The organism is Lactiplantibacillus sp. 3062, from assembly GCF_055413545.1.
The window spans coordinates 192592-213848 of the sequence record NZ_JBVAYE010000003.1; the positions used below are offsets into that span (position 1 = coordinate 192592).

Consider the following 21257-nt stretch of genomic DNA (forward strand, 5'->3'; position numbering starts at 1 on the left):
GCCGCACATCCCCTTACTTAAAAATTAACGCCGACGATCAGTTGATGACCGCCGATTGTTGTTAGTACTATGATTATTATTGTTGCTATTATGATTATTATTGTTCCGGCGACCATTGCTATTGCCATTACGATGGTTATTGTTGTTGCCACCACGATGGTCGTTATTCCGGTTATTATTGTTCCCATTTCGCCGGTAGTTACCGTTATTGCCACCACGCCGGTTATTACCACGATAGTTATCATGATGTTCCCGCTTTGGCAATAAATCAGTCTTTGGCGCTTCTTCAGGATTCAATAACTTAAAGTCGACTTCTCGTTGATCCTTATCGACCCGCATTAGTTGAACTTTGACGGGCTGGCCGATTCTAAATGTCCGTTTCGTCTTACGGCCAACCAACGCTAATTGTTTTTCAACGTATTCGTAGTAGTCGTCGTCCATCGTACTGATATGAACTAAGCCTTCAACGGTATTTTCTAGTTCAACAAACAGACCGAATTTCATAACGGAATCAACAACGGCTTCAAACGTCTCACCAACGTGATCAGCCATATATTCAGCCTTCTTCATCGAATCAACGTCGCGTTCAGTATCAATCCCCCGCCGTTCATGATCAGAAGTCGTTTCCGCAATATTTGGTAGGTTATCCCGATAACGTGCCCGGGCTTCTTCACCAGTGCCGTTTTCAGCATAATGGCGAATCAAACGATGAACCATCATATCTGGATACCGCCGAATTGGTGACGTAAAGTGAGTATAATACGGTGCCGCCAACCCAAAGTGACCAAGCGACTGGTCAGCGTATCGGGCCTGCTTCATGCTCCGCAGCATCATGACTGAGACCATGGCTTCTTCGGGCTTACCAGCAACCTTCTTCAAAACGTCTTGAAGCATCTTCGGCTTAACATCCTTAGAACTCCCCTTGACACTGACACCAAAGTTAGTGACGAATTCAAAGAAACTAAGCATCCGGTCACTATCAGGCGTTTCATGTACCCGGTAGATAAACGGTACCTTAAGTTGACTATAGTTTTTTGCAACCGTTTCGTTGGCTGCCAACATGAAACTTTCGATCATTCGTTCAGCTAAGCCACGTACCCGTAATTGAATGTCAATTGGATGACCGGCTTCGTCAACGATAATTTTAGCTTCGTTATCATCAAAATCGATCGCACCACGATGCCGCCGATGCTTGTACAAGATACGGTGTAAGTCGCCCATCGTATCAAACATGTCGACCAAGTCCGCGTACTTTTCACGAGTCTTGGGGTCATGGGCTTCGAGAATCTGATTAACAGCGTCATAAGTCATCCGGGCGTGTGACCGAATCACACTTTGGAAAATCTTATGGTTAACGATTTCCCCCGTTTGATCAATCTCCATCTCACAACTCATGGCTAATCGTTCAACATCAGGATTTAAGGAACAAATCCCGTTTGATAGCCGCCGTGGCAACATTGGAATCACACGGTCAGTTAAGTAAACTGACGTCCCACGTTTGAATGCTTCCCGGTCTAACTCAGAGTTCTCGGTGACATAATGGCTAACATCCGCAATGTGAACGCCTAGATGGAAGTTCCCATTTGGCAAGCGCCAAGCAACAACCGCGTCATCCAAGTCTTTAGATTCGGCGCCATCAATCGTTACTAATGGCTGGTCCGTAATGTCGACCCGACCAACTTTTTCTTCATCAGTCACGTAATCCGGAATCCGGTTGGCTTCATCCGTCACTTCTTCTGGAAACACTGATGGGACGTCGTGTTGGTAGACCACTTGTAAGACGTCCATCCCAGGATCATCAACACTCCCAATGACCTGCTTGGCAATCCCAATCATCCGCGTTGGATGCTGAGCGTCAGGATAAGCAGCCACTTCAGCAATGATGACTTCCCCCTCAGTGGGGTGTAAGCCCTGATCAGTGATTAATAACTGATATTTGGATAATTTCTTATCCTTAATTTCCACAGAACCAATAATCCCGTCTTCATCCGTACTTGGTGTATACGCACCGACAATCTGGGTATAGTTCCGTTTAACGATGCTGACAATTTTACCTTCAGGGCCGCGGTCGGAACCGGGACGGGCTGGTCGAATGATTTCAACCGCAACATCGTCACCGGTAATGGCAAACTGCGTGTTGTCCGGATTAATGTAAATATCAGGCAAATCGGGATCGTAACGAACGAAACCAAAGCCCTTGTCATTACCATGAAATGAACCTTCAACAGTCTTCGTTTCCTGGACCAGCTTGAAATGATCATGATCATCGGTACTAACTAATTTTTTACGTTCCATATTCGCAAGTTCCTTTACTAGAAAAGTAAACGCCGTTGCGCCTGTAAAATGCAATTCATCCGTTAGTTGTTCAACACTATACGTGCGATCGGGATGAGCTTGCAAAAAAGTCAGGATTTGTTCTTGTAAGTTTGCTTCTGACATTATTTACCTCATTTATAAATAGTTTTTAAATATGTTAAAACATCTTGTTCCAATTGGTGATGCGCACTGTTGACGGTAATCACGTGTCCAGCATCAGCATACCAATGAAAATCAACTGGTACTTGTGGTAATTGATCACGTAATTGTCGCGCCACCGTCGCATCAATTAATTCATCTTGCCCACCCTGACCAATGAAGAAAGGTTGGGTCACAGCGCTGAGGTGACTCGTAACCTCTGTCGTAGTAAAGGTATTGACTGCCTGCAATTGCCGCTGAACCAGTTCCGGCAACGTCATTAAGATCTGTTCACGCTCGGCAATTGAAAATTGACTGTGCGCCAGTTGATGGTGACTCAGCGTGATAAACATTTCAGCAACGTCACTACGATTACCAGCAAATAGTGGTGAACTAAACGTGCCACCACCTAGCAACTGAGGATCACGCTCCAAGGCCGCCGTCGCAAAAATACCACCTAATGATAAGCCAAAGATACTAATTTTAGTATAGCCTTTTTGCCGCATAAATGATATTGCTTGTTGCGTATCTTGCCACCATTGCGCCGGCGTCTGTGCGAGAATATCTCGTGGATCATCAGTCGCGTGTCCACTGAATTGGGGGCCATAAACTGTATAATCTTCCCGTTCTAATGCTCGTGCTAACATCCGCACATCATTGGCACTTCCCGCATAGGCGTGCAATAAAATGACGGCATGTTGGCCATGTTCAAAGAAAAACGGTTCCGGTTGTTTCAGCATCATTACACCACCTTAAAAAAAAGCCTCCTGAAATCACAGGAGGACGGTCAATTACTTCGATGAGTACCATGCTAGAGCTAACGCCAGGATAAAGAATGCGATTCCTAATACCACGGTTACCTTCTGCATGAACGCTTCAAAACCGCGGGGCTTCTGCTTGGCAAACAAGTCATCAGCACCACCGGTTAATGAAGACATGGCATCATTAGTTTTGGATGGTTGCATCATCACCGCAATGATAATCAAAACGGAAACAACCAGTATTAACGTTAACAATAAATTATACAAGAAATGTGCCTCCTAAAGCCTCCGCTATGTCTATAACAATTTAACATATTTTGCCTTATTTTTCCAGTATCCTGAACAATTCGTTGCTTTGTTTAGTGCTCAGGGCGTCGCGACCGTTAAATGTGCGATTTGATGACGCACCCACGCACGGTTATCCCGGTCAGTCAAGATAATTAAGGTATCACCAGCCCGCATCAAGGTGTCGCCATGCGGGATCACTTGACGCTCCCCGCGGCGAATAGCAATCAATAATGACTCTGCTGGCCATTTAAAATCACGAACTTGATGGCCCTCTAACTTAGAGCCTTCAAAGATCGGCAATTCTAACCGATCCTGGATACCGCTATGTTCCGGTAACCGCGGCTGAATTAACTTCTCTAGCAAAGCCTCATAAATCGGAGCGCCGCCTAAGAGATCCACGACTAAGTAGGCCGTCATCGAAACGACTGCTAATGGCATCAAGTGGTGTAGTGTCCCGACCATTTCAGTAATCAATAAAATTGCGGTAAACGGTGCTTTACCAATGCCGGCAAAGTATCCAGCCATTGCAAAAATAATAAAGTTCGGAATCAAGTTCGTCGGCATCCAACCAACGGCAACCATGAACTGGGCATAGATTGCACCTAAGATGGCGCCCAGTGACAAGATTGGCAAGAAGATGCCCCCCGGCAAACCAGATCCATATGAAATGGTAGAAAAGGTAAACCGTAACACGAAAATTCCTAACAAGGCGAGTAACGCTGGCGTTACTGCGGCCAAATTCAAAATAACAGCATTGCCGCCTCCTAATAGCTGCGGCCAAATTAATCCAATCGGAATCACCAGTAAAAATGGCACCAAGCCATCCAACCAACTGGGCAACCGCAACTTGGCATACCAATTTGGCATCGTCAGCGTCACGTTTTGATATAGATAACCGAAAATACCGAGAAAAATCCCGAGCCCAATCAGATTGCCATATTGACTCAACGGAAGGTTATGGCCGTACGGAATGTGTAATACTGGTACAAGGCCAAAAAAATTGAGCGAAATAAAATTACTGGCCATCGCACTAACTAATGCGGTGGTCCAAATGATTGGTGAAAAATTATGATAAACCTCTTCCAGAACAAATAACGTACTGGCAATCGGTGCGTTGAAGGCCGCTGAAAGGCCAGCTGCTGCACCACCGGCAATCAAGGAGCGTCGATCTGATCCCGTCTGTTTGAGTTTCGACGCGACACCCTGACCAATCGTAGCTCCCAATTGAATCGAGGGGCCTTCGCGGCCGAGAAACAGTCCAGAACCAATGCCCAGAATACCACCGACAAACTTGCGCCAGAGCACTGACCACCAACTATAATCAAGCTCGCCAGCTAATTGACCCTCAACTTGTGGAATGCCAGACCCTTTAATATTCGGTTCATTCTTAACTAACCAACCCACAAAGAACGCCACAGCCACAGACAAGCCTATCCATGGAAAGAGCAGTAGCCAATTTGTATGAATTTGTGCGTACACCCATTGAACGAACCTCAGTCCCTGCTCGATGCTGAAACGAAAAATACTAACCACGATCCCAGCAATCACACCGACAATTAATGCCCGGCCAATCGAGCTGAACCGTGTAAAGTCAAAATGTTGTTTTGCAATGTGCGGCCGCTGTGCCACCATGAGTTCCCCCTCTTAATCATGATAATCGTTGTGCAATCACTTGCTGGACGGCCGCTAACGTCACGGGCGCTCCAGGATGTAATGCCTGAATCTGCTGTGGTCCATCTACGCGTAATAACAAACCTAATAACAGATCCTTTTCTAAGTCGTCAGTTTGATAAGTTTCCTTAAATCCAGCCAATAAGTCAGTATCATCATTAAATGCTTGCAAAATTAGCGGGACTAATTCCGTTTGTTTTGCAGCTTGATGGGCGGCACTGAATCGCTGTAAACCTAATTCACCACTAGTCACAATTAAATTCCCACCCACTAGATTGCCATGAACAAATTGATTAGGCGTTACGGTGTGTACTTGTAGCCAGGCCGTACGCTCGGCAACAAAGTCAGGGCCCAGTGTATCCCACTCGGTTGATTGGGCAGCGGTTGGCCCAAATGCAGGAACTTCAGTATTAAGTCGCGTCAACATCGTTCCAATCTGGCGCCCCAGTGTTGACTTAGCAAGGGGCTTAGCCGTTGCGCAAAATTCAGTTAGCGTCAGACCTTGTAGTGGCTGATAAATCACGTAGTAGAACTGGTACTTATCAAAAATGAAGCCCGCATGCAATAGACGCGGAGCACCCAAGCTCAATCGAGCCATCCGGGTCAGTCCAAAACGTTCCGCCTGATAATAGGCCCGAGTTTGGGGGATAACCTCACTGGGTGGAAAAATCGCGATTTGGGTGGGTCCGACCGTAAAGCGGGCGGCCAACTTATCCGCAACGGGTTCTGGCGTTTTATAAGGCTCATTTTCACTGGCATAAATTTTTTGAATCACCGGTTCAAAAGCACCGGCATTCAGTTGCAGTCCTTGCCAATCAGACCACTCATTAATTTGTTGCTGAAAGTCATCCATTCTGCTCGCTCCTTACTCAAAATACGCATGTTTCTATTCTACCACGACTCGTCCGTCCCTAGACCCTAAACTCAAACAGATGTTCCTTAAATTATGTATAATAAAAACGCCGTCCCATCGGAACGACGTTTTCATTAGAACTTCAAATTACTTGCTAGTAATGGTGTTCCGTGCAGCTTCGTCTAAGTTGTAGAAACCGTGGATACCTTTGTATTCTGAAGTGCTTTCAAGTTGGTCTTCGATCCGCATTAATTGATTGTATTTAGCAATCCGTTCAGTACGGCTCATTGAACCAGTCTTGATTTGGCCAGCGTTCATTGCGACAACTAAGTCAGCAATGGTCGTGTCTTCAGTTTCACCAGAACGGTGAGAAACGATGGCAGTGTAGCCAGCTTCTTTAGCCATTTCGATAGCTTCAACAGTTTCAGTTAAAGTACCAATTTGGTTAACCTTGATTAAGATTGAGTTAGCAACGCCCATCTTGATACCCTTTGCAAGGTAGTCCGTGTTCGTAACGAATAAGTCGTCACCAACGATTTGAACTTTCTTACCAAGCTTGGCAGTTGCCATTTGCCAGTCTTCCCAGTTGTTTTCATCCAAAGGATCTTCGATAGAAACGATTGGGTACTTGTCAACAATGCTGTCAAGTAAGTCAACGAATTCTTCGGCAGTAAATGATTGACCATTTTCGCCTTCACCCTTTAAGTCGTACTTGCCAGTTTCTTCGTTGTAGAATTCTGAAGCGGCACAGTCAAAGGCAATGGCAATATCCTTACCAGGCTTGTAACCGGCACGTTCGATAGCTTCAACTAAGATTTCGAATGGTTCTTCGTTGTTCTTCAAGTCAGGCGCAAAACCACCTTCGTCACCAACGGCAGTTGAGTAACCGCGTTCGTTCAAGATCGCTTTCAAGTTGTGGAAAGTTTCTGAACCCATCCGGATAGCTTCTTTAACTGAAGAAGCGCCAACAGGCATGATCATGAATTCTTGGAAGTCAACGTCGTTGTTGGCGTGGGCCCCACCATTGATAACGTTCATCATTGGTGTTGGTAAAACGTGAGCGTTGAATCCGCCAAGGTAGTTGTATAAAGGCATTTCAAGTTCGTCAGCAGCAGCACGTGCAGCGGCAATGGAAACACCTAAGATAGCGTTAGCGCCTAACTTAGCTTTGTTAGGAGTACCATCTAACTTGATCATAGCTTGGTCAATGGCACGTTGGTCAGTTACATCGTAACCAACAATTTCCTTAGCAATTAACTTGTTAACATTGTCAACGGCTTTAGTAACACCCTTGCCCATGAAACGGCTCTTGTCACCGTCACGTAATTCAACGGCTTCATGTTCACCAGTTGAGGCACCTGAAGGAACGATACCGCGGCCAAATGCGCCACTTTCAGTATAAAGTTCAACTTCAACAGTTGGGTTACCACGTGAGTCTAAGACTTCGCGAGCATAAATATCTGTAATAATAGACATTAATTTCTCTCCTTAAAATTGGCTTGTTATTTGTTTCACACTTATTGTAGAAGTTTGTCAATCAACTTGCAATAACTATTATTAGTTATTTTGATAATTAACAAGTTCCAAGAATGAATCAGGTTGTAATGAAGCACCACCGACTAAACCACCGTCGATATCATCTTTGCCCATTAATTCGTTAACGTTGGCTGGTTTAACACTACCACCGTATTGAATCCGAACTTTATCAGCAACTTCTTGTGAGTAAAGGTCAGCAACAGTCTTACGAACAACCGCACAAATTTCTTCAGCTTGGTCACTCGTAGCAGTCTTACCAGTACCGATGGCCCAGATTGGTTCGTAGGCAATAACCAATGAACTTACTTGGTCAGCTGATAAGTCTTTCAAAGCAGCCTTGATTTGGCCTGAAACCCATGATTCTGCTTCGCCGGCTTCACGTTGTTCTAATGATTCGCCACAGCAAATGATTGGCTTCATGCCGTTCTTGAAGATAGCGTGTGCCTTTTTGTTAATGTCTTCGTCAGTTTCGTGGAAATAACCGCGACGTTCTGAATGACCAATAACAACGTAATCAACGCCTAAGTCAGCTAAGGCAGCTGGTGAAGTTTCACCAGTAAATGCCCCAGCATCTTCAAAATAAGCATTTTCAGCAGCAATCTTTAAATCAGAACCCTTGGCAGCTTCAACCATTTCCTGTAAGAAAAGGGCTGGGGCAGCAACGACTGATTCAACTTTTGATGGATCTGGTAATTGATCCTTAACAGCATTAACGAAAGCTAAAGCTTCGCTAGCTGTTTTGTTCATTTTCCAGTTACCGGCAATAATAGGTGTACGCACGATAAACCTTCCTTTCGGAGAACAGATTATTTTTCAGAAATAGCAGCAATACCAGGTAATTCCTTACCTTCAAGGTATTCAAGTGAAGCACCGCCACCAGTAGAAATGTGGGTTAACTTGTCGCCAACGCCAAGTTGCTTAACAGCGGCAGTTGAGTCCCCACCACCAACGATGGTCGTTGCGTCTGATAAGGTTCCTAAGAACTTACCAATTTCAAGCGTACCCTTGGCGTAGTTGCTCATTTCGAAGACACCCATTGGTCCGTTCCAAACAACGGTCTTAGCGTCGCGTAAAACATCTTCGAATTCTTCGATTGACTTAGGACCAATATCTAAGGCCATGTAGCCATCAGGAATTGAACCTTCAACAACCTTGCTAGGAACATCGTTATCAAACTTTTCAGCAACGATTGAGTCGCTAGGTAAGACTAACTTGTCGCCAGCTTTTTCGATGATTGACTTAGCCAATTCAATCTTGTCTTTTTCAACAAGTGAGTTACCAATGCCCATGCCTTTAGCAGCATAGAACGTATAAGTCATCCCACCACCGATGATGATCTTGTCAGCTTTGCTGATTAAGTGATCGATAACACCGATCTTATCAGAAACCTTGGCACCACCTAAGATAGCAACGAATGGGTGCTTAGGATTGTCAACCGCGTCACCTAAGAACTTGATTTCCTTTTCCATTAAGAAACCAGCGGCAACTTGATCCATGTTTGAAGCAATCCCAACGTTAGAAGCATGGCTCCGGTGAGCAGTCCCGAAAGCATCGTTGACGTAGACATCACCAAGTGAAGCCCAGTACTTGCCTAATTCAGGATCGTTACCAGATTCGCGTTTAACTTGTTCGCCGTTAACAACGTCTTCAAAACGAGTGTTTTCAACAACTAAGACGTCACCGTCGTTCATGTTGTTGATGGCAGTTTCAAGTTGTTCGCCTTCAGTAACAGGTACGAAGGTAACAGGCTTGTTTAATAAGTTTGAAAGACGTTCTGCAACAGGACGTAAGCTTAAGCCCTTCTTGTCGTCTTCGCTCTTAATCCGACCTAAATGTGAGAATAAGATGGCTTTGCCATCATGTTCAATCACGTATTTGATCGTTGGTAAGGCAGCGACGATCCGGTTGTCGTCACCAATTTTGCCGTCTTTAATTGGAACATTAAAGTCGACACGAATTAAAACTTTTTTATCTTTAACATCTAAATCTGAAACGATTAATTTAGCCAATGTTAAAATCCTCCTAGAATTCGTGACTGCTGAAATTAAAAAAACGGCAAGAGGAGTTTTGCCTCCCCCCGCCGTCAAAACCATATGCGGTTTTAAAGTTCTTAACTATCTAATCAAATATTAGAGAGTGGCGAACTTCAATAAAGTACGTACCATTTGGCAAGTGAAGCCGTATTCGTTATCGTACCAAGCAACAGTCTTAACTAATTGGTTGTCACCATCAGAAGTAACTTCTGTTTGAGTAGGATCGAAGATTGAACCGAAAGTAGTACCGATAACATCAGATGAAACGATTTCGTCATCGTTGTAACCAAATGATTCGTTACCTTCAGTATGCTTCTTGATTGCGGCGTTAACTTCGTCAGCAGTAACTTTCTTGTCTAAGATAGCAACTAATTCAGTTAATGAACCATCAACAACACCAACACGTTGTGCATGGCCTTGTAATTTACCGTTCAATTCTGGGATAACTAAGCCAAGAGCCTTAGCAGCACCAGTTGAATGAGGAATAGTGTTTACACCGGCAGCACGGGCAGCACGGAAGTTACCACCACGTACAGGGCCGTCAAGTAACATTTGAGTTGAAGTGTAAGCATGGATAGTAGTCATAGTACCAACCTTGATACCGAATTCTTTGTTTTCAAAGAATGCTAATGGTGCAAGGCAGTTAGTAGTACATGAACCAGCAGAAACGATACGGTCATCTGCAGTCAAGATGTCATCGTTAACGTTGTAAACGATGGTCTTCAAGTCTGAGCCAGCAGGAGCAGAAATCAAGACACGCTTTGCACCAGCGTCCAAGTGAGCTTGTGACTTAGCCTTTGAAGTGTAGAAACCAGTACATTCGAGAACGAAGTCAACACCGTCGTTCTTAACCCAAGGAATATTTTGTGCTTGTGGTTCAGCATAAACACGGTAGTTCTTACCGTTAACAACGATTGAATCGTCGGTTGCTGAAACGTCAGCGTTCAAAGTACCATGAGTTGAGTCATACTTCAAAAGATGAGCCAACAATGCAGGTGAAGTTAAATCGTTAATAGCAACAACTTCGATATCACTTGACTTTTCACCAAGTTCTAAGATACGACGGAATGCTAAACGACCGATACGTCCGAAACCATTAATACCAATTTTTACAGACATACTAGAATTTCCTCCTTGTGGAAATAAAAATAGTTTTATTTTAAAAAGCAACTTCACTATAGAAGATTACTTTTTTAAAATCAAGTTAGCCGCACCCTCATCCGTGATCAAACACGTCTGTTTAGGTGCAATGTTCTTCATATACGCGGCAATTGCGGTGGCTTTTGAAGCCCCACCCGCAATGGCGAGTATAATCTCCCGATGGGCCAGTTCTCCGATTTGCAAACCAATCCGTGGAATTCGGTAGACCACGTTACCCTTCTTATCAAAGAAGTAACCAAAGGCTTCACCAATCGCTTCACGACTGCGTAACACCTTGATCTGATCCTCAGACATATTCCGGCGATGGGCCATTGAAATGGCTTCACCGATACTATGCACGACCACGTTAGCTTGCCCGATAATCGCCAGCACCTCTTGAATACTTGGTTCTTTGAGGAGTGGTTCATACGTTCGTTCACTGACCTGTTCTGGTACAAACAACGAGCGGAACTTACCGCCAGTATGTTGTGCCATTTGTGACGCGATGGTATTTGCTTGAATCGCAACCGATTCACCAACACCACCACGCGCCGGAACAAATAACAAATCACGTTTATCACCTAATTTATTAGTTAAGTGACTTGCCACATGTTCCATGGTATGCCCACCCATAACAGCAATAATATTACGCCCTTCCGGCAATAATTGCTGTAATAGCTGGTTCACTTCTTCGCCCATGGTCCCAATAACTTTCAACTGTCGATCGGAATCACCAGAAACGATGATGCAACGCTTAATATTAAAGTATTGCGCCAACTGTCGTTCTTTCTGGCGAATGCCCATTAGCTCATCCATAAAATGACTTAGGCCTACTAACACGTCTTGACCTTGCTGGGTAACTTGCATGCCCGATTTGTTTGTCATGATCAAATCTAGCTTCCGCAATGTATCCGTTTCGGTCCGTAACGTCCGTTCGCTAACACCTAACGTCTGAGCTAATAGCCGACGTCCAACTGGGGCCATCCAATTAATGGTTCTTAATACTAAGTAACGACGACTCAGCATGTCAACCATATCTGGGGCAATTGCCTCAATCCATTGAATATCTGAATGCATGGCATCCAACCTGCTCTCTAGTGGGACGGGTCTGGTCCAGCTATGTCGAAAAGCGACCCAAAGACTTCAAAAAACAAAGCACACAACGCAAATTCACTAAGAAATCAATGTTGCATACCTCTCTTACCACAACATGAATTATAACAGGTTCATAAGGTGGTTGCAAATGAAACCCCAATTAAACTTATAACCGACTGGTCCAAATGGCGCGTTAAATTATCGTTCGGTTCTCAAGTATTGTTTTCGCCTTGATGACGACGGAATATTAAGATTTTCGCGATATTTCGCCACTGTCCGCCGAGAAAGTTCGACATTTTCCGCATTAAGAATCTGAACAATTTTTTGGTCTGAAAGCGGTTTTTCTTTATTTTCCTGTTCGATCAAGGTCACAATTCGGTGTTGAACACTGTCGGCCGAAACGATTTTGCCACCAGTGGGACGTTTACTGACCGCTTTGGTAAAGAAACGTTTAAGTTCAAACATACCGAAGTCCGTTTGAATGTACTTTCCATTAATACTTCGACTGATTGTTGATTCATGCACTTTTAACTGTTGGGCAACATCTCGTAACAATAGTGGCCGTAAATCCGTCGTTTTTTCCAAGAAGAAGTCTGCTTGACGCTCGATAATGGCCGTTCCCACTCGAAAAATGGTTGCCTCGCGTTGCTGCAAACTGTTAGCAATCCAGTCATACTCACTTTTCTTTTCTTTCAAATATTCCGTAACTTCCTGATCATCATGCTGCCCCATCTGCTGATAATACCGACTGCGGAATTTAACCACCGGTTGAGCCATGGATGCGGTTCGCAATGCCAGCTGGCCTCCCTGATTCGTCACCACTAAATCGGGAAAGATGTACCCGGTCGTCTCCTGCCCGATTGCCGCACCGGGTACGGGTGTTAGTGTTCGCACATAATCATAAATACTTGAAATGTCCGCAAGCGTCACCTGATACTTCTTAGCCAACAAGTCCCATTGTCGATTAACCAGCTCGTCAAAACTTTCTTCTAAGACAATATAGGCTAAGTTCGGTGCATGGTCATCATTTTCTGTCTGCAACATCAGCGCTTCTTGCAAGCTCCGGGCCCCAACACCCGGCGGATCAAGTTGTTGTAATAAGGTAATTGCATCCAACAACTCAATTGGCGTTGCCTTAGTTTCTTGCCGAACCTGCCTCTCATCAATCCGCAAATAACCATTCACGTCAACGTACTCAATTAAATAAAGGACAATCTGACGCAAATGGGTATCACGCATCGTTAGGTGAATCTGATCCAACAAGTATTCAAATAACGAATGCTGATTAGAGGTCGACACACGCTCAATGAAATCCGCCTTAGTGGTTACATTTTTGGCTGCGTTCAAACTGGCGTGATTATTATTCCAATTTGTATCCACATCGATCAATGGGTTTTCTAATGCTTTTTGCGTTAGAAAATCTCTTAGTTCTTCCACATTAAACTGCAACATCTGAATGGATTGTTGTAGTCGCTGGGTCATCGCTAACTTCTGTGATTGCCGCTGTTGCTGGCGAAATCCTGGTCCCAGTGCCATAAAAATACCTCCCTGAATAAATTTTTATGTAAAACCCTTGTGTTTTTATCCATTATTCGCTAGAATATAATATGTTGTTTAGGCGCCCGTGGTGTAATGGATAGCACGTAAGATTCCGGTTCTTGAGATGGGGGTTCGATTCCCTCCGGGCGCATCAGTAGCTGAGAAATGATTCTCAGCTTTTTTTGTGCATTTATTTAAGTGACAACTACTGGACTATACCAGTCACATCTCCATATAGTAACTTAATTTAAACCAAACAACAAGTAATATCCTTTCGGGGTCAGTAATAGTACCTATACCCGCTCGTCCAAGTAAAAATAATCAAAAAGTAATCAGTTCAAGTAAACCATATACCAGTGTAGTCGTTTAGTAGATTTAATAACAGCTAAACTTACACTATTCAAATAATAATTACTACAATTGTTATTATATTATAGAATCGTTTTAATCATGGTAAATTTCATTCATGCATCCGATACTGATTAATTCGTTGCGAGCAACTTGAGTCCAGCAACAAGGTCAAGTCGTTTAATATGTCGGCTCACGTGCGAATTTCCAACTTCTATTAGACTCATCGTTGTGGGTCACTATCAGTAAATTGATTCACCTACTATCGCGATAATAAAATTATGCGGGTCGACTACTTTTAAATCACCACATTAGTGCTGAATATGCAAGTTCATTACTGCTTAATCTTGAATCATTATTATAAGAGAACATCGTTTTCAAGCCAAGGTAGACGCAACACTTAATCCAAGGCCTACTAACTAAAATCGTCGAAAAAAAAGAGATTGGGTTCACCCAATCTCAAGCCGTATTATGATAGAAACCTAAGTATACCACGTTAACTGCATAAACGGAATTCTGTTTTTGAGGTTTTTCTTTTGACCTTCACTGACCTTAGCGGTAAACTACATTTATATTAGCAATCAGCTAATCAAATAATGCAACCTTAGGAGGCTAACAAATCATGTATCCAGTTCCTACAGTTATTGAACAGTCATCACGTGGCGAACGTGCTTATGACATCTATTCACGACTATTAAAGGACCGTATCATTATGTTATCCGGTCCCATTGAAGATAACATGGCAAACGCCATTATTGCCCAACTACTCTTCTTGGATGCCCAAGATTCAGGTAAGGACATCTATCTCTATATCAACTCACCAGGTGGTGTCGTTACTGCCGGCTTAGCAATCTACGATACGATGAACTTCATCAAATCTGATGTTCAAACCATCGTTATGGGGATGGCTGCTTCCATGGCCAGCGTCTTAGCTTCATCTGGTACTAAGGGCAAGCGTTTTGCTTTACCTAACTCTGAAATCTTGATTCACCAACCATCTGGTGGTGCTCAAGGTCAACAAACGGAAATTGAAATTGTTGCGGAAGAAATCTTGAAGACTCGTAAAAAGATCAACCAGATTTTAGCTGACAACTCGGGACAATCCGTTGAAAAGTTGAACCATGATACTGAACGTGATAACTACTTAAGCGCACAAGAGGCTAAAGACTACGGTTTGATCGATGATATTATGGAAAACAACAAATTAAAATAAGCTAATATCTTTGACTGGGCTAACTAGACGTTGGCCCAGTTTTTTTGCTCGTTTTCTTGTCATTCGTTTTGCAATAGCCCATACTGCACATAAGCAGGGATTACTACCCGGACAATATTACTTGTCCTTGAACTTAAAAGTAAAAAGGAGTCTCTATAATGACAAAAGTCTTTATTGCTGGTCAGCTTCCAGCCCAAGCTAATACGTTACTTTTACAAAGTCAGTTAGTCATTGATACTTATACCGGCGATAACCTGATCAGTCACGCGGAACTCATCCGTCGAGTCGCTGATGCCGACTTTTTGATTACCCCACTCTCAACTCAAGTAGATCAAGATGTCTTAGACCACGCCCCACACCTTAAACTGATTGCTAATTTTGGTGCTGGCACTAATAACATCGATATCGCGGCAGCAGCTAAGCGCCAGATTCCAGTCACGAACACGCCAAACGTTTCGGCGGTCGCAACCGCTGAATCAACGGTCGGTTTGATTATCAGCCTAGCGCATCGTATCGTGGAAGGCGATCACTTAATGCGAACTAGCGGCTTTAACGGTTGGGCGCCACTGTTCTTTCTCGGCCACAACTTACAAGGCAAGACACTCGGCATCTTAGGCCTTGGCCAAATTGGTCAAGCTGTTGCCAAACGATTACACGCCTTTGACATGCCCATCTTATACAGCCAACACCACCGCCTACCGATTAGCCGTGAAACGCAACTTGGCGCAACCTTTGTCTCCCAGGATGAACTTTTACAGCGTGCCGACATCGTCACTTTACATCTGCCGCTTACCACACGAACAACGCATCTAATCGATAATGCTGCTTTTAGCAAAATGAAGTCCACGGCGCTCCTCATCAACGCCGCACGGGGGCCAATTGTCGACGAGCAAGCACTTGTGACGGCGCTGCAACAACATCAAATTGCTGGCGCTGCACTCGACGTCTACGAACATGAACCGCAAGTCACACCTGGTTTGGCCACGATGAACAACGTCATTTTGACACCTCATCTTGGCAACGCAACGGTCGAAGCTCGCGATGGCATGGCTACCATTGTCGCGGAGAATGTGATTGCGATGGCCCAACATCAGCCAATCAAGTACGTGGTTAACGACGTAACACCAGCATAGACCAATCAGTGTAGTTGTCTTGCGTGACAACTCAAGCACTGTAGAACCATTCGTCGAAATAAATAAGCGGTCCACTTCGATTCGTCAAGACACTCTGACAAGTCGAAATGGACCGCTATTTTGTTTTGATCAAGACAACGTATGGACCTGGTGCTCCTACTAAGGTAACAGCTAAACGACCAGTTACCATGAACGTCCCTCAATCAGTTAATTATTTGGCAATATAAGCATACTTATAATTCCACTGTGTCCCAGCAGTATTATGAATAATACCCTTTACCTTTGGATTTTGTAAATAAGAGTATACCGTCTGATACAATGGCGTAATTCCTTGATCCTTCATGATCGTCTTCTCAGCGTTGATCATATCTTGCCAACGAGCACTAGTATCATTGGCATCCTGGTTTTGAGCCTTGTTAACCAACGCATTGTACGTGCTGCTGTTATATTTTCCGTAATTATAACCACTATTATTAGTCATAATTTGCAAGTGCGAGATTGGGTCGTTGAAATCAGCACCCCAACCACTGAGATAAAGGTCAAAATCACCACTTTGAGCACGACTTGAAGCTACCTTTGATGGAATGTTGGATAAGTTGACCGTCAAACCATCGAGATTCTTTTCTAATGCTGATTTCAAGTATTGTGAAATCGGCTTATTAGGTTCGTCATTAGAAGCTAATAACTGAATGGACAATTTCTTAATTCCCGTTTCCTTAAGGCCTTGTTTCCATAACTTTTGTGCCAGCGCTTTGTTATATGACGTTGAATTCTTAACTGTTGATTCATCTGCAAAATCCTTACCAGTTTTAGCGTCTTTAACTAAATCCTGAGGAACAAACGTCTTTGAGACCGTTGATGCGTCACCAATCACATTCTTTACTAACGTCTTGCGATTGATCGACAATGAAATTGCTTGACGAATCTTAGCGTTATTGAGCGCCTTTTTGATTGTCGCATTACTGTCTTGGAAATTATAAACCAGAAACGCGGTGATAGAATAAGGGTACGTGGTATAGTCAGAACTGCTCTTCATATTCTTAACTTGTTCACTCGCTAATTGCGTTAGATCAAGTTTCTTTTCTTGGAACAAGTTCAATGTTGTCGTAGTACTCTCATTGACCGTGTAGTTGATCTTTTGTAGGTGGACAGCTTTCTTATCCCAGTACTGATTATTTTTTACAAACTGCCAGCTATTATTAGTTCCAGTCCAGCCAGTCAACTTAAACGGCCCACTGTAGAGCATGTACTGAGCCTTAGTGGCATATTTGTTACCCCACTTTTTGACCGCTTTCTCACTAATTGGTCCAAACAACGGGTAGGTCATTAACTTCTTAAAATAAGTAATTGGCTTATCAAGAGTCACAATAAAAGTATGTTCGCCTTGCGCCTTGACGCCCAATGTACTTGGTGACTTTTTCCCAGCGACAATTTCATCCGCATTCTTCACCCCTGAGAAGAGGTAGGCATACTGTGACTTAGTTGCTGGGGTGACGGTCCGTTTCCAAGAATAGACAAAGTCTTGCGCGGTTATCTTCGAACCATCGCTCCACTTTGCATTGCGAATCGTAAAGGTATACGTCTTGCCATCCTTTGAAACCTTAGTTGACTTAGCTAATCCCGGTGTAATGCTACCATTCTTTCCTAACCGGTATAAGCTTTCAAAAATATTACCCGTACTGCCATATCCCGACATATTGGAAATATCGATTGAATCCAATGAACTAGGGTACGACAAGTTTAAAACCTGACTACTTGCATACTTGCCATTACCAGAAGACTGGCTAATGTGCTTCCCACACGCAGCCAGCACCGTCACTAATACTAGGCTCATTACCACTGCTAACACTGATCGCTTCTTCAAACTTCTCGCCCCTTTACATTCCCATTTTGATGTGTTGATCTACTTATTCCCATCGGTTGTAACAAAAAACGCCTGTTCAGAATCTCGTCAGATTCCAAGCAGGCGTTTCAAAATTAACGATTTGAGCTCAATCCCGTTATTTTTGATGCAGAGACGCTTGTAATTCAACGCAAATAGCCATGTTGTTTGATTCACAACATGGGCAGCACATCATCATTTGCATTGTTGATTTTTGCATAATTACGTCTCTCCGATTTCAATAAGATGTGTTCAGTATAAATAGTTGCACTTACTTTTGTCAAGTGCTTTTCGAGTATGGCGAACGACAATCAATCCATTTCAACCCAAAAAAGCCGCTAACACCATCTAAAATGGTTAGCAAGCTTTTCAACAAAACTCATGCTTAAGCCATCCTTATCGACAACTAAGCATCTTTTTGTAATTGTTCCGCAAATTGATTGATTTTACGCAGCCGATGATTGATTCCAGACTTAGAAATCGGCCCGCCCGGAACAAGGGTTCCTAGTTCCTTGAGGCTAACTTCACGATGTTCCAACCGGGCAACAGCGACTTCTTGTAATTTTGGTGGTAACTGTTGTAATCCCACCGTAGCATCGATCAATAAAATATTTTCAATCTGTTTGCTAGAGGCATTGGCAACCTTATCCATGTTGGCATTCTCACAGTTAACCAACCGATTGACCGAGTTACGCATGTCCCGCATGATTCGAATATCTTCAAACTTAAGCATGGCATTGGTCGCACCAACCAACGACAAGAAGTCGGCAATTTTTTCCGCTTCCTTGATGTACGTAATAAAACCACCACGCCGATCAGTCGTTCGTGAATTCAAGCCATACTGGTTCATCATCTCGGAGATCATATGGTTATGTTCCTCATACAGTGAGTAAATTTCCAAATGATACCGGGAAGTTTCAGGATTATTAACCGAACCGCCCGCTAAAAAGGCGCCACGCAAATAAGAACGCACCGCAGCATCATCCGTTAACACTTCAGTTGGTGCCACTTCAACGATTTGATAATCCTTTAAGATACCCAAATCAGCGAGTACCATGTCCGTACCGGTCTTCAATCGTACGATGTACAAATTATTCTTATTTAATTTCATTTTGCGCCGAACAATCAATTCACTATCGACGTCATAAAATTGTTTGAGTAGCCGGTAAATACGCCGCGCGATGGCCGGATTTTCCGTCTGAATATTCAAAATGAAGTGATGATCAGCAATGCTGATCGCCCCATTCATTCGAATCAAAGCCATTAATTCAGCCTTAGCATTCTCGCGATGGACAGCGAGGTTAGTCAATTCTTTCTTAACGTCACTGGCGTATGACATGCCACGACCCCCTTATCTGAAAACGTCGGAATGACCGACTAGATTCATTAATTCAGCGACAACTTGGTCGCCATCATGAAAGGCCCCATTATCACGGAGTTTCAAGAAGTTCGATGAGATTACGCGACAGTTTTGTTCACGTAACCCCCGGAAGTCATGACTCACTTGCTTTGAAACTTCGTTAAACTTATGAAAATCCATGTAATCTTCTGGCACTTTTTCGGTGTTAACTAACACCGTATTAATAAAGTTCTGCCCCAAATGGCGGTTTAAGACCCGTACATGATCAGCATCGGAGAAATTATCCGTTTCACCTTTTTGAGTCATAATATTACAAATATAAACCACTTCTGCATCAGACTCACAGACGGCCCGACCAATATTTCCAATCGTTAGGTTCGGTAGAATACTGGTAAACAAACTACCGGGCCCCAAAACAATCTGATCTGCCGCCATAATCGCATCAATAACTGGTTGAACTGCTTGTGGTTCCTTACCATTCTTGTCAGTGACCCAAACGCGTTCCAATGACTTATGGGCCGCGGTAATTTCGGCTTCACCTACTAACTCAGTACCGTCACTAAACTTACCATGTAGCGTGAGTGCCTCGTTGGCTGCCGGGTAAACATGACCATCTACTTGCATCATATTTGATAATTCCTGCACCGCGTCAAACACCCCGGATTTCATTTCCGTTAGTGCCGCAATAATTAAATTACCAATCGCATGACCTGCAAAAAATTGATCATCACCCTGGAAACGATACTGAAAAATATCTTTATACAAATCCGGCCAACTCGACAACGCCACCATTACATTACGAATATCACCAGGTGGAACCACGTTAACGTAATTGCGAATAATGCCGGATGACCCACCATCATCAGCCACCGTCACCACTGCGGTAATATCGACTGCCTGCTTACGCAAGCCGTTCAGAACAACCGGCAAACCGGTTCCTCCACCAATCACCACAATTTTAGGCCGCTGGGTCTTAAATGTGTATTTTCTCATGAGCGATTAACAGTTTCCTTTCGTTTCTCAATATCACGATGACTGATGTGCACCTTGTAGTGCTTAGCCAGCGCTTCACCGATACGTTGCGTCAAGGCAACGGACCGGTGTTGACCGCCCGTACAGCCAATCGCAATCGTCAAACTACTCTTGCCCTCGGCTTCATAGCCGGGCATAATGCTTTCCAGCATACTCAAGAACTGCTGGTAGAAAGCTTCCGTAGCTGGTTGCTGCATAACGTAATCCGCCACAGGTTTATCTAGTCCCGTCAGCTTCTTTAATTCAGGAATGTAGTATGGATTAGGCAAGAAGCGCACATCCATAACGATATCTGCATCAATCGGGAGTCCGTATTTAAAACCGAATGATAGCATTTCAATATGAAAAGTCTCATCCTGATCCGTTTCGAATTTATCAAAAATCGATTCGCGTAATTCACGTGGTGTCAACGTCGACGTATCAATGACGTATGAAGCCCGATCTTTCAATGGCGCCAATAATTCTCGTTCTTTGCGCACGCCATCCATGACGCGACCTTCCATGGCTAATGGATGGGAACGCCGCGTCTCTTTATAACGTGACACTAATTCTTCGTTGGAAGCATCTAAAAACAGAATCCGGGTCGACACAAAGTCCGTGTTGTCTAAGTTAGCCAACATATCCATAATTTCGTCGTAAAAAGCCCGCGAGCGTAAATCAATCACTAACGCTACTTTCTTTATTTTACCCGACTCCTCAACTAATTCTGAGAACTTCGGTAATAACGCTGGTGGCATATTGTCAATGCAAAAATAGCCCAGGTCTTCAAAGCTTTGAACCGCAACCGTCTTACCGGCACCGCTCATCCCAGAAATAATTACTAGTTGTAATGATTCTGCCATGCTGTATTGGCCCCCTCTAGTCCATATTGTTGGTAGTATAACACACCGGGTGTGTCATTTCTACTGACGTGCCACTT

The 21257-nt window shown here is 43.7% G+C and carries 17 protein-coding genes and 1 tRNA gene; 3 read left to right on the forward strand and 15 right to left on the reverse strand.

What is annotated here, in order from left to right; all coding sequences use genetic code 11:
- Window positions 1-24 precede the first annotated feature (24 nt).
- The 11 genes from rnr to rpoN form a co-directional block, all read right to left on the reverse strand.
- Complete coding sequence (gene rnr, locus ACWQAU_RS06920; RefSeq protein WP_003641052.1) at window positions 25-2439, reverse strand: ribonuclease R; 2415 nt, start codon at window positions 2437-2439, stop codon at window positions 25-27.
- 8 nt (window positions 2440-2447) lie between these two features.
- Window positions 2448-3197 carry an alpha/beta hydrolase gene (locus tag ACWQAU_RS06925; protein ID WP_003641051.1) on the reverse strand — a complete coding sequence of 250 codons (750 nt, stop codon included), beginning with the start codon at window positions 3195-3197 and terminating at the stop codon, window positions 2448-2450.
- Between the two features lie 48 nt (window positions 3198-3245).
- On the reverse strand, window positions 3246-3482 hold the full coding sequence (secG, locus tag ACWQAU_RS06930) for a preprotein translocase subunit SecG (protein WP_003641050.1): 237 nt from the start codon (window positions 3480-3482) through the stop codon (window positions 3246-3248).
- A gap of 99 nt (window positions 3483-3581) precedes the next feature.
- The gene (locus ACWQAU_RS06935) at window positions 3582-5135 is read right to left on the reverse strand and encodes a ClC family H(+)/Cl(-) exchange transporter (RefSeq protein ID WP_003641049.1); all 1554 of its coding nucleotides are present in this window, start codon (window positions 5133-5135) and stop codon (window positions 3582-3584) included.
- Between the two features lie 16 nt (window positions 5136-5151).
- A complete protein-coding gene (locus ACWQAU_RS06940; protein WP_003641048.1) occupies window positions 5152-6027 on the reverse strand; it encodes a phosphotransferase family protein in 876 nt (291 codons plus the stop codon).
- A 147-nt stretch (window positions 6028-6174) separates the two neighbouring features.
- On the reverse strand, window positions 6175-7503 hold the full coding sequence (gene eno, locus ACWQAU_RS06945) for a phosphopyruvate hydratase (protein WP_003643976.1): 1329 nt from the start codon (window positions 7501-7503) through the stop codon (window positions 6175-6177).
- An 81-nt stretch (window positions 7504-7584) separates the two neighbouring features.
- Window positions 7585-8343, reverse strand: coding sequence for a triose-phosphate isomerase (gene tpiA, locus ACWQAU_RS06950; protein ID WP_003643975.1), 759 nt, complete (start codon window positions 8341-8343; stop codon window positions 7585-7587).
- A 26-nt stretch (window positions 8344-8369) separates the two neighbouring features.
- A complete protein-coding gene (locus ACWQAU_RS06955; RefSeq protein ID WP_003641045.1) occupies window positions 8370-9572 on the reverse strand; it encodes a phosphoglycerate kinase in 1203 nt (400 codons plus the stop codon).
- Between the two features lie 120 nt (window positions 9573-9692).
- Window positions 9693-10715 carry a type I glyceraldehyde-3-phosphate dehydrogenase gene (gap, locus tag ACWQAU_RS06960; RefSeq protein ID WP_003643974.1) on the reverse strand — a complete coding sequence of 341 codons (1023 nt, stop codon included), beginning with the start codon at window positions 10713-10715 and terminating at the stop codon, window positions 9693-9695.
- Between the two features lie 66 nt (window positions 10716-10781).
- Complete coding sequence (locus ACWQAU_RS06965; protein WP_003641043.1) at window positions 10782-11813, reverse strand: sugar-binding transcriptional regulator; 1032 nt, start codon at window positions 11811-11813, stop codon at window positions 10782-10784.
- A gap of 216 nt (window positions 11814-12029) precedes the next feature.
- A complete protein-coding gene (gene rpoN, locus ACWQAU_RS06970; protein WP_003641042.1) occupies window positions 12030-13367 on the reverse strand; it encodes an RNA polymerase factor sigma-54 in 1338 nt (445 codons plus the stop codon).
- Window positions 13368-13449: 82 nt separating this feature from the next.
- Between rpoN and ACWQAU_RS06975 the strand changes: the two genes are divergently transcribed.
- From ACWQAU_RS06975 to ACWQAU_RS06985, 3 genes are all read left to right on the forward strand, one after another.
- Window positions 13450-13521: transfer RNA gene (locus ACWQAU_RS06975), tRNA-Arg, on the forward strand.
- 819 nt (window positions 13522-14340) lie between these two features.
- Window positions 14341-14931 carry an ATP-dependent Clp endopeptidase proteolytic subunit ClpP gene (clpP, locus tag ACWQAU_RS06980; protein ID WP_003641041.1) on the forward strand — a complete coding sequence of 197 codons (591 nt, stop codon included), beginning with the start codon at window positions 14341-14343 and terminating at the stop codon, window positions 14929-14931.
- Between the two features lie 158 nt (window positions 14932-15089).
- Window positions 15090-16064, forward strand: coding sequence for a 2-hydroxyacid dehydrogenase family protein (locus tag ACWQAU_RS06985; protein WP_003643973.1), 975 nt, complete (start codon window positions 15090-15092; stop codon window positions 16062-16064).
- A 211-nt stretch (window positions 16065-16275) separates the two neighbouring features.
- Here ACWQAU_RS06985 and ACWQAU_RS06990 read toward each other — a convergent pair whose 3' ends face one another.
- The 4 genes from ACWQAU_RS06990 to rapZ all read right to left on the reverse strand — a co-directional run bounded on the left by ACWQAU_RS06990 (window position 16276) and on the right by rapZ (window position 21180).
- Window positions 16276-17928, reverse strand: coding sequence for a peptide ABC transporter substrate-binding protein (locus tag ACWQAU_RS06990; RefSeq protein ID WP_027821325.1), 1653 nt, complete (start codon window positions 17926-17928; stop codon window positions 16276-16278).
- Between the two features lie 424 nt (window positions 17929-18352).
- Window positions 18353-19285: a DNA-binding protein WhiA gene (gene whiA / locus ACWQAU_RS06995; protein ID WP_003643971.1), complete on the reverse strand. Its 933-nt coding sequence runs from the start codon at window positions 19283-19285 to the stop codon at window positions 18353-18355.
- 12 nt (window positions 19286-19297) lie between these two features.
- Window positions 19298-20299 carry a gluconeogenesis factor YvcK family protein gene (locus tag ACWQAU_RS07000; RefSeq protein WP_003641037.1) on the reverse strand — a complete coding sequence of 334 codons (1002 nt, stop codon included), beginning with the start codon at window positions 20297-20299 and terminating at the stop codon, window positions 19298-19300.
- Window positions 20296-21180, reverse strand: a complete 885-nt coding sequence (gene rapZ / locus ACWQAU_RS07005; RefSeq protein WP_003641036.1) for an RNase adapter RapZ — start codon at window positions 21178-21180, stop codon at window positions 20296-20298. Before rapZ ends, ACWQAU_RS07000 begins: the two co-directional genes overlap by 4 nt.
- Window positions 21181-21257: the final 77 nt, after the last annotated feature.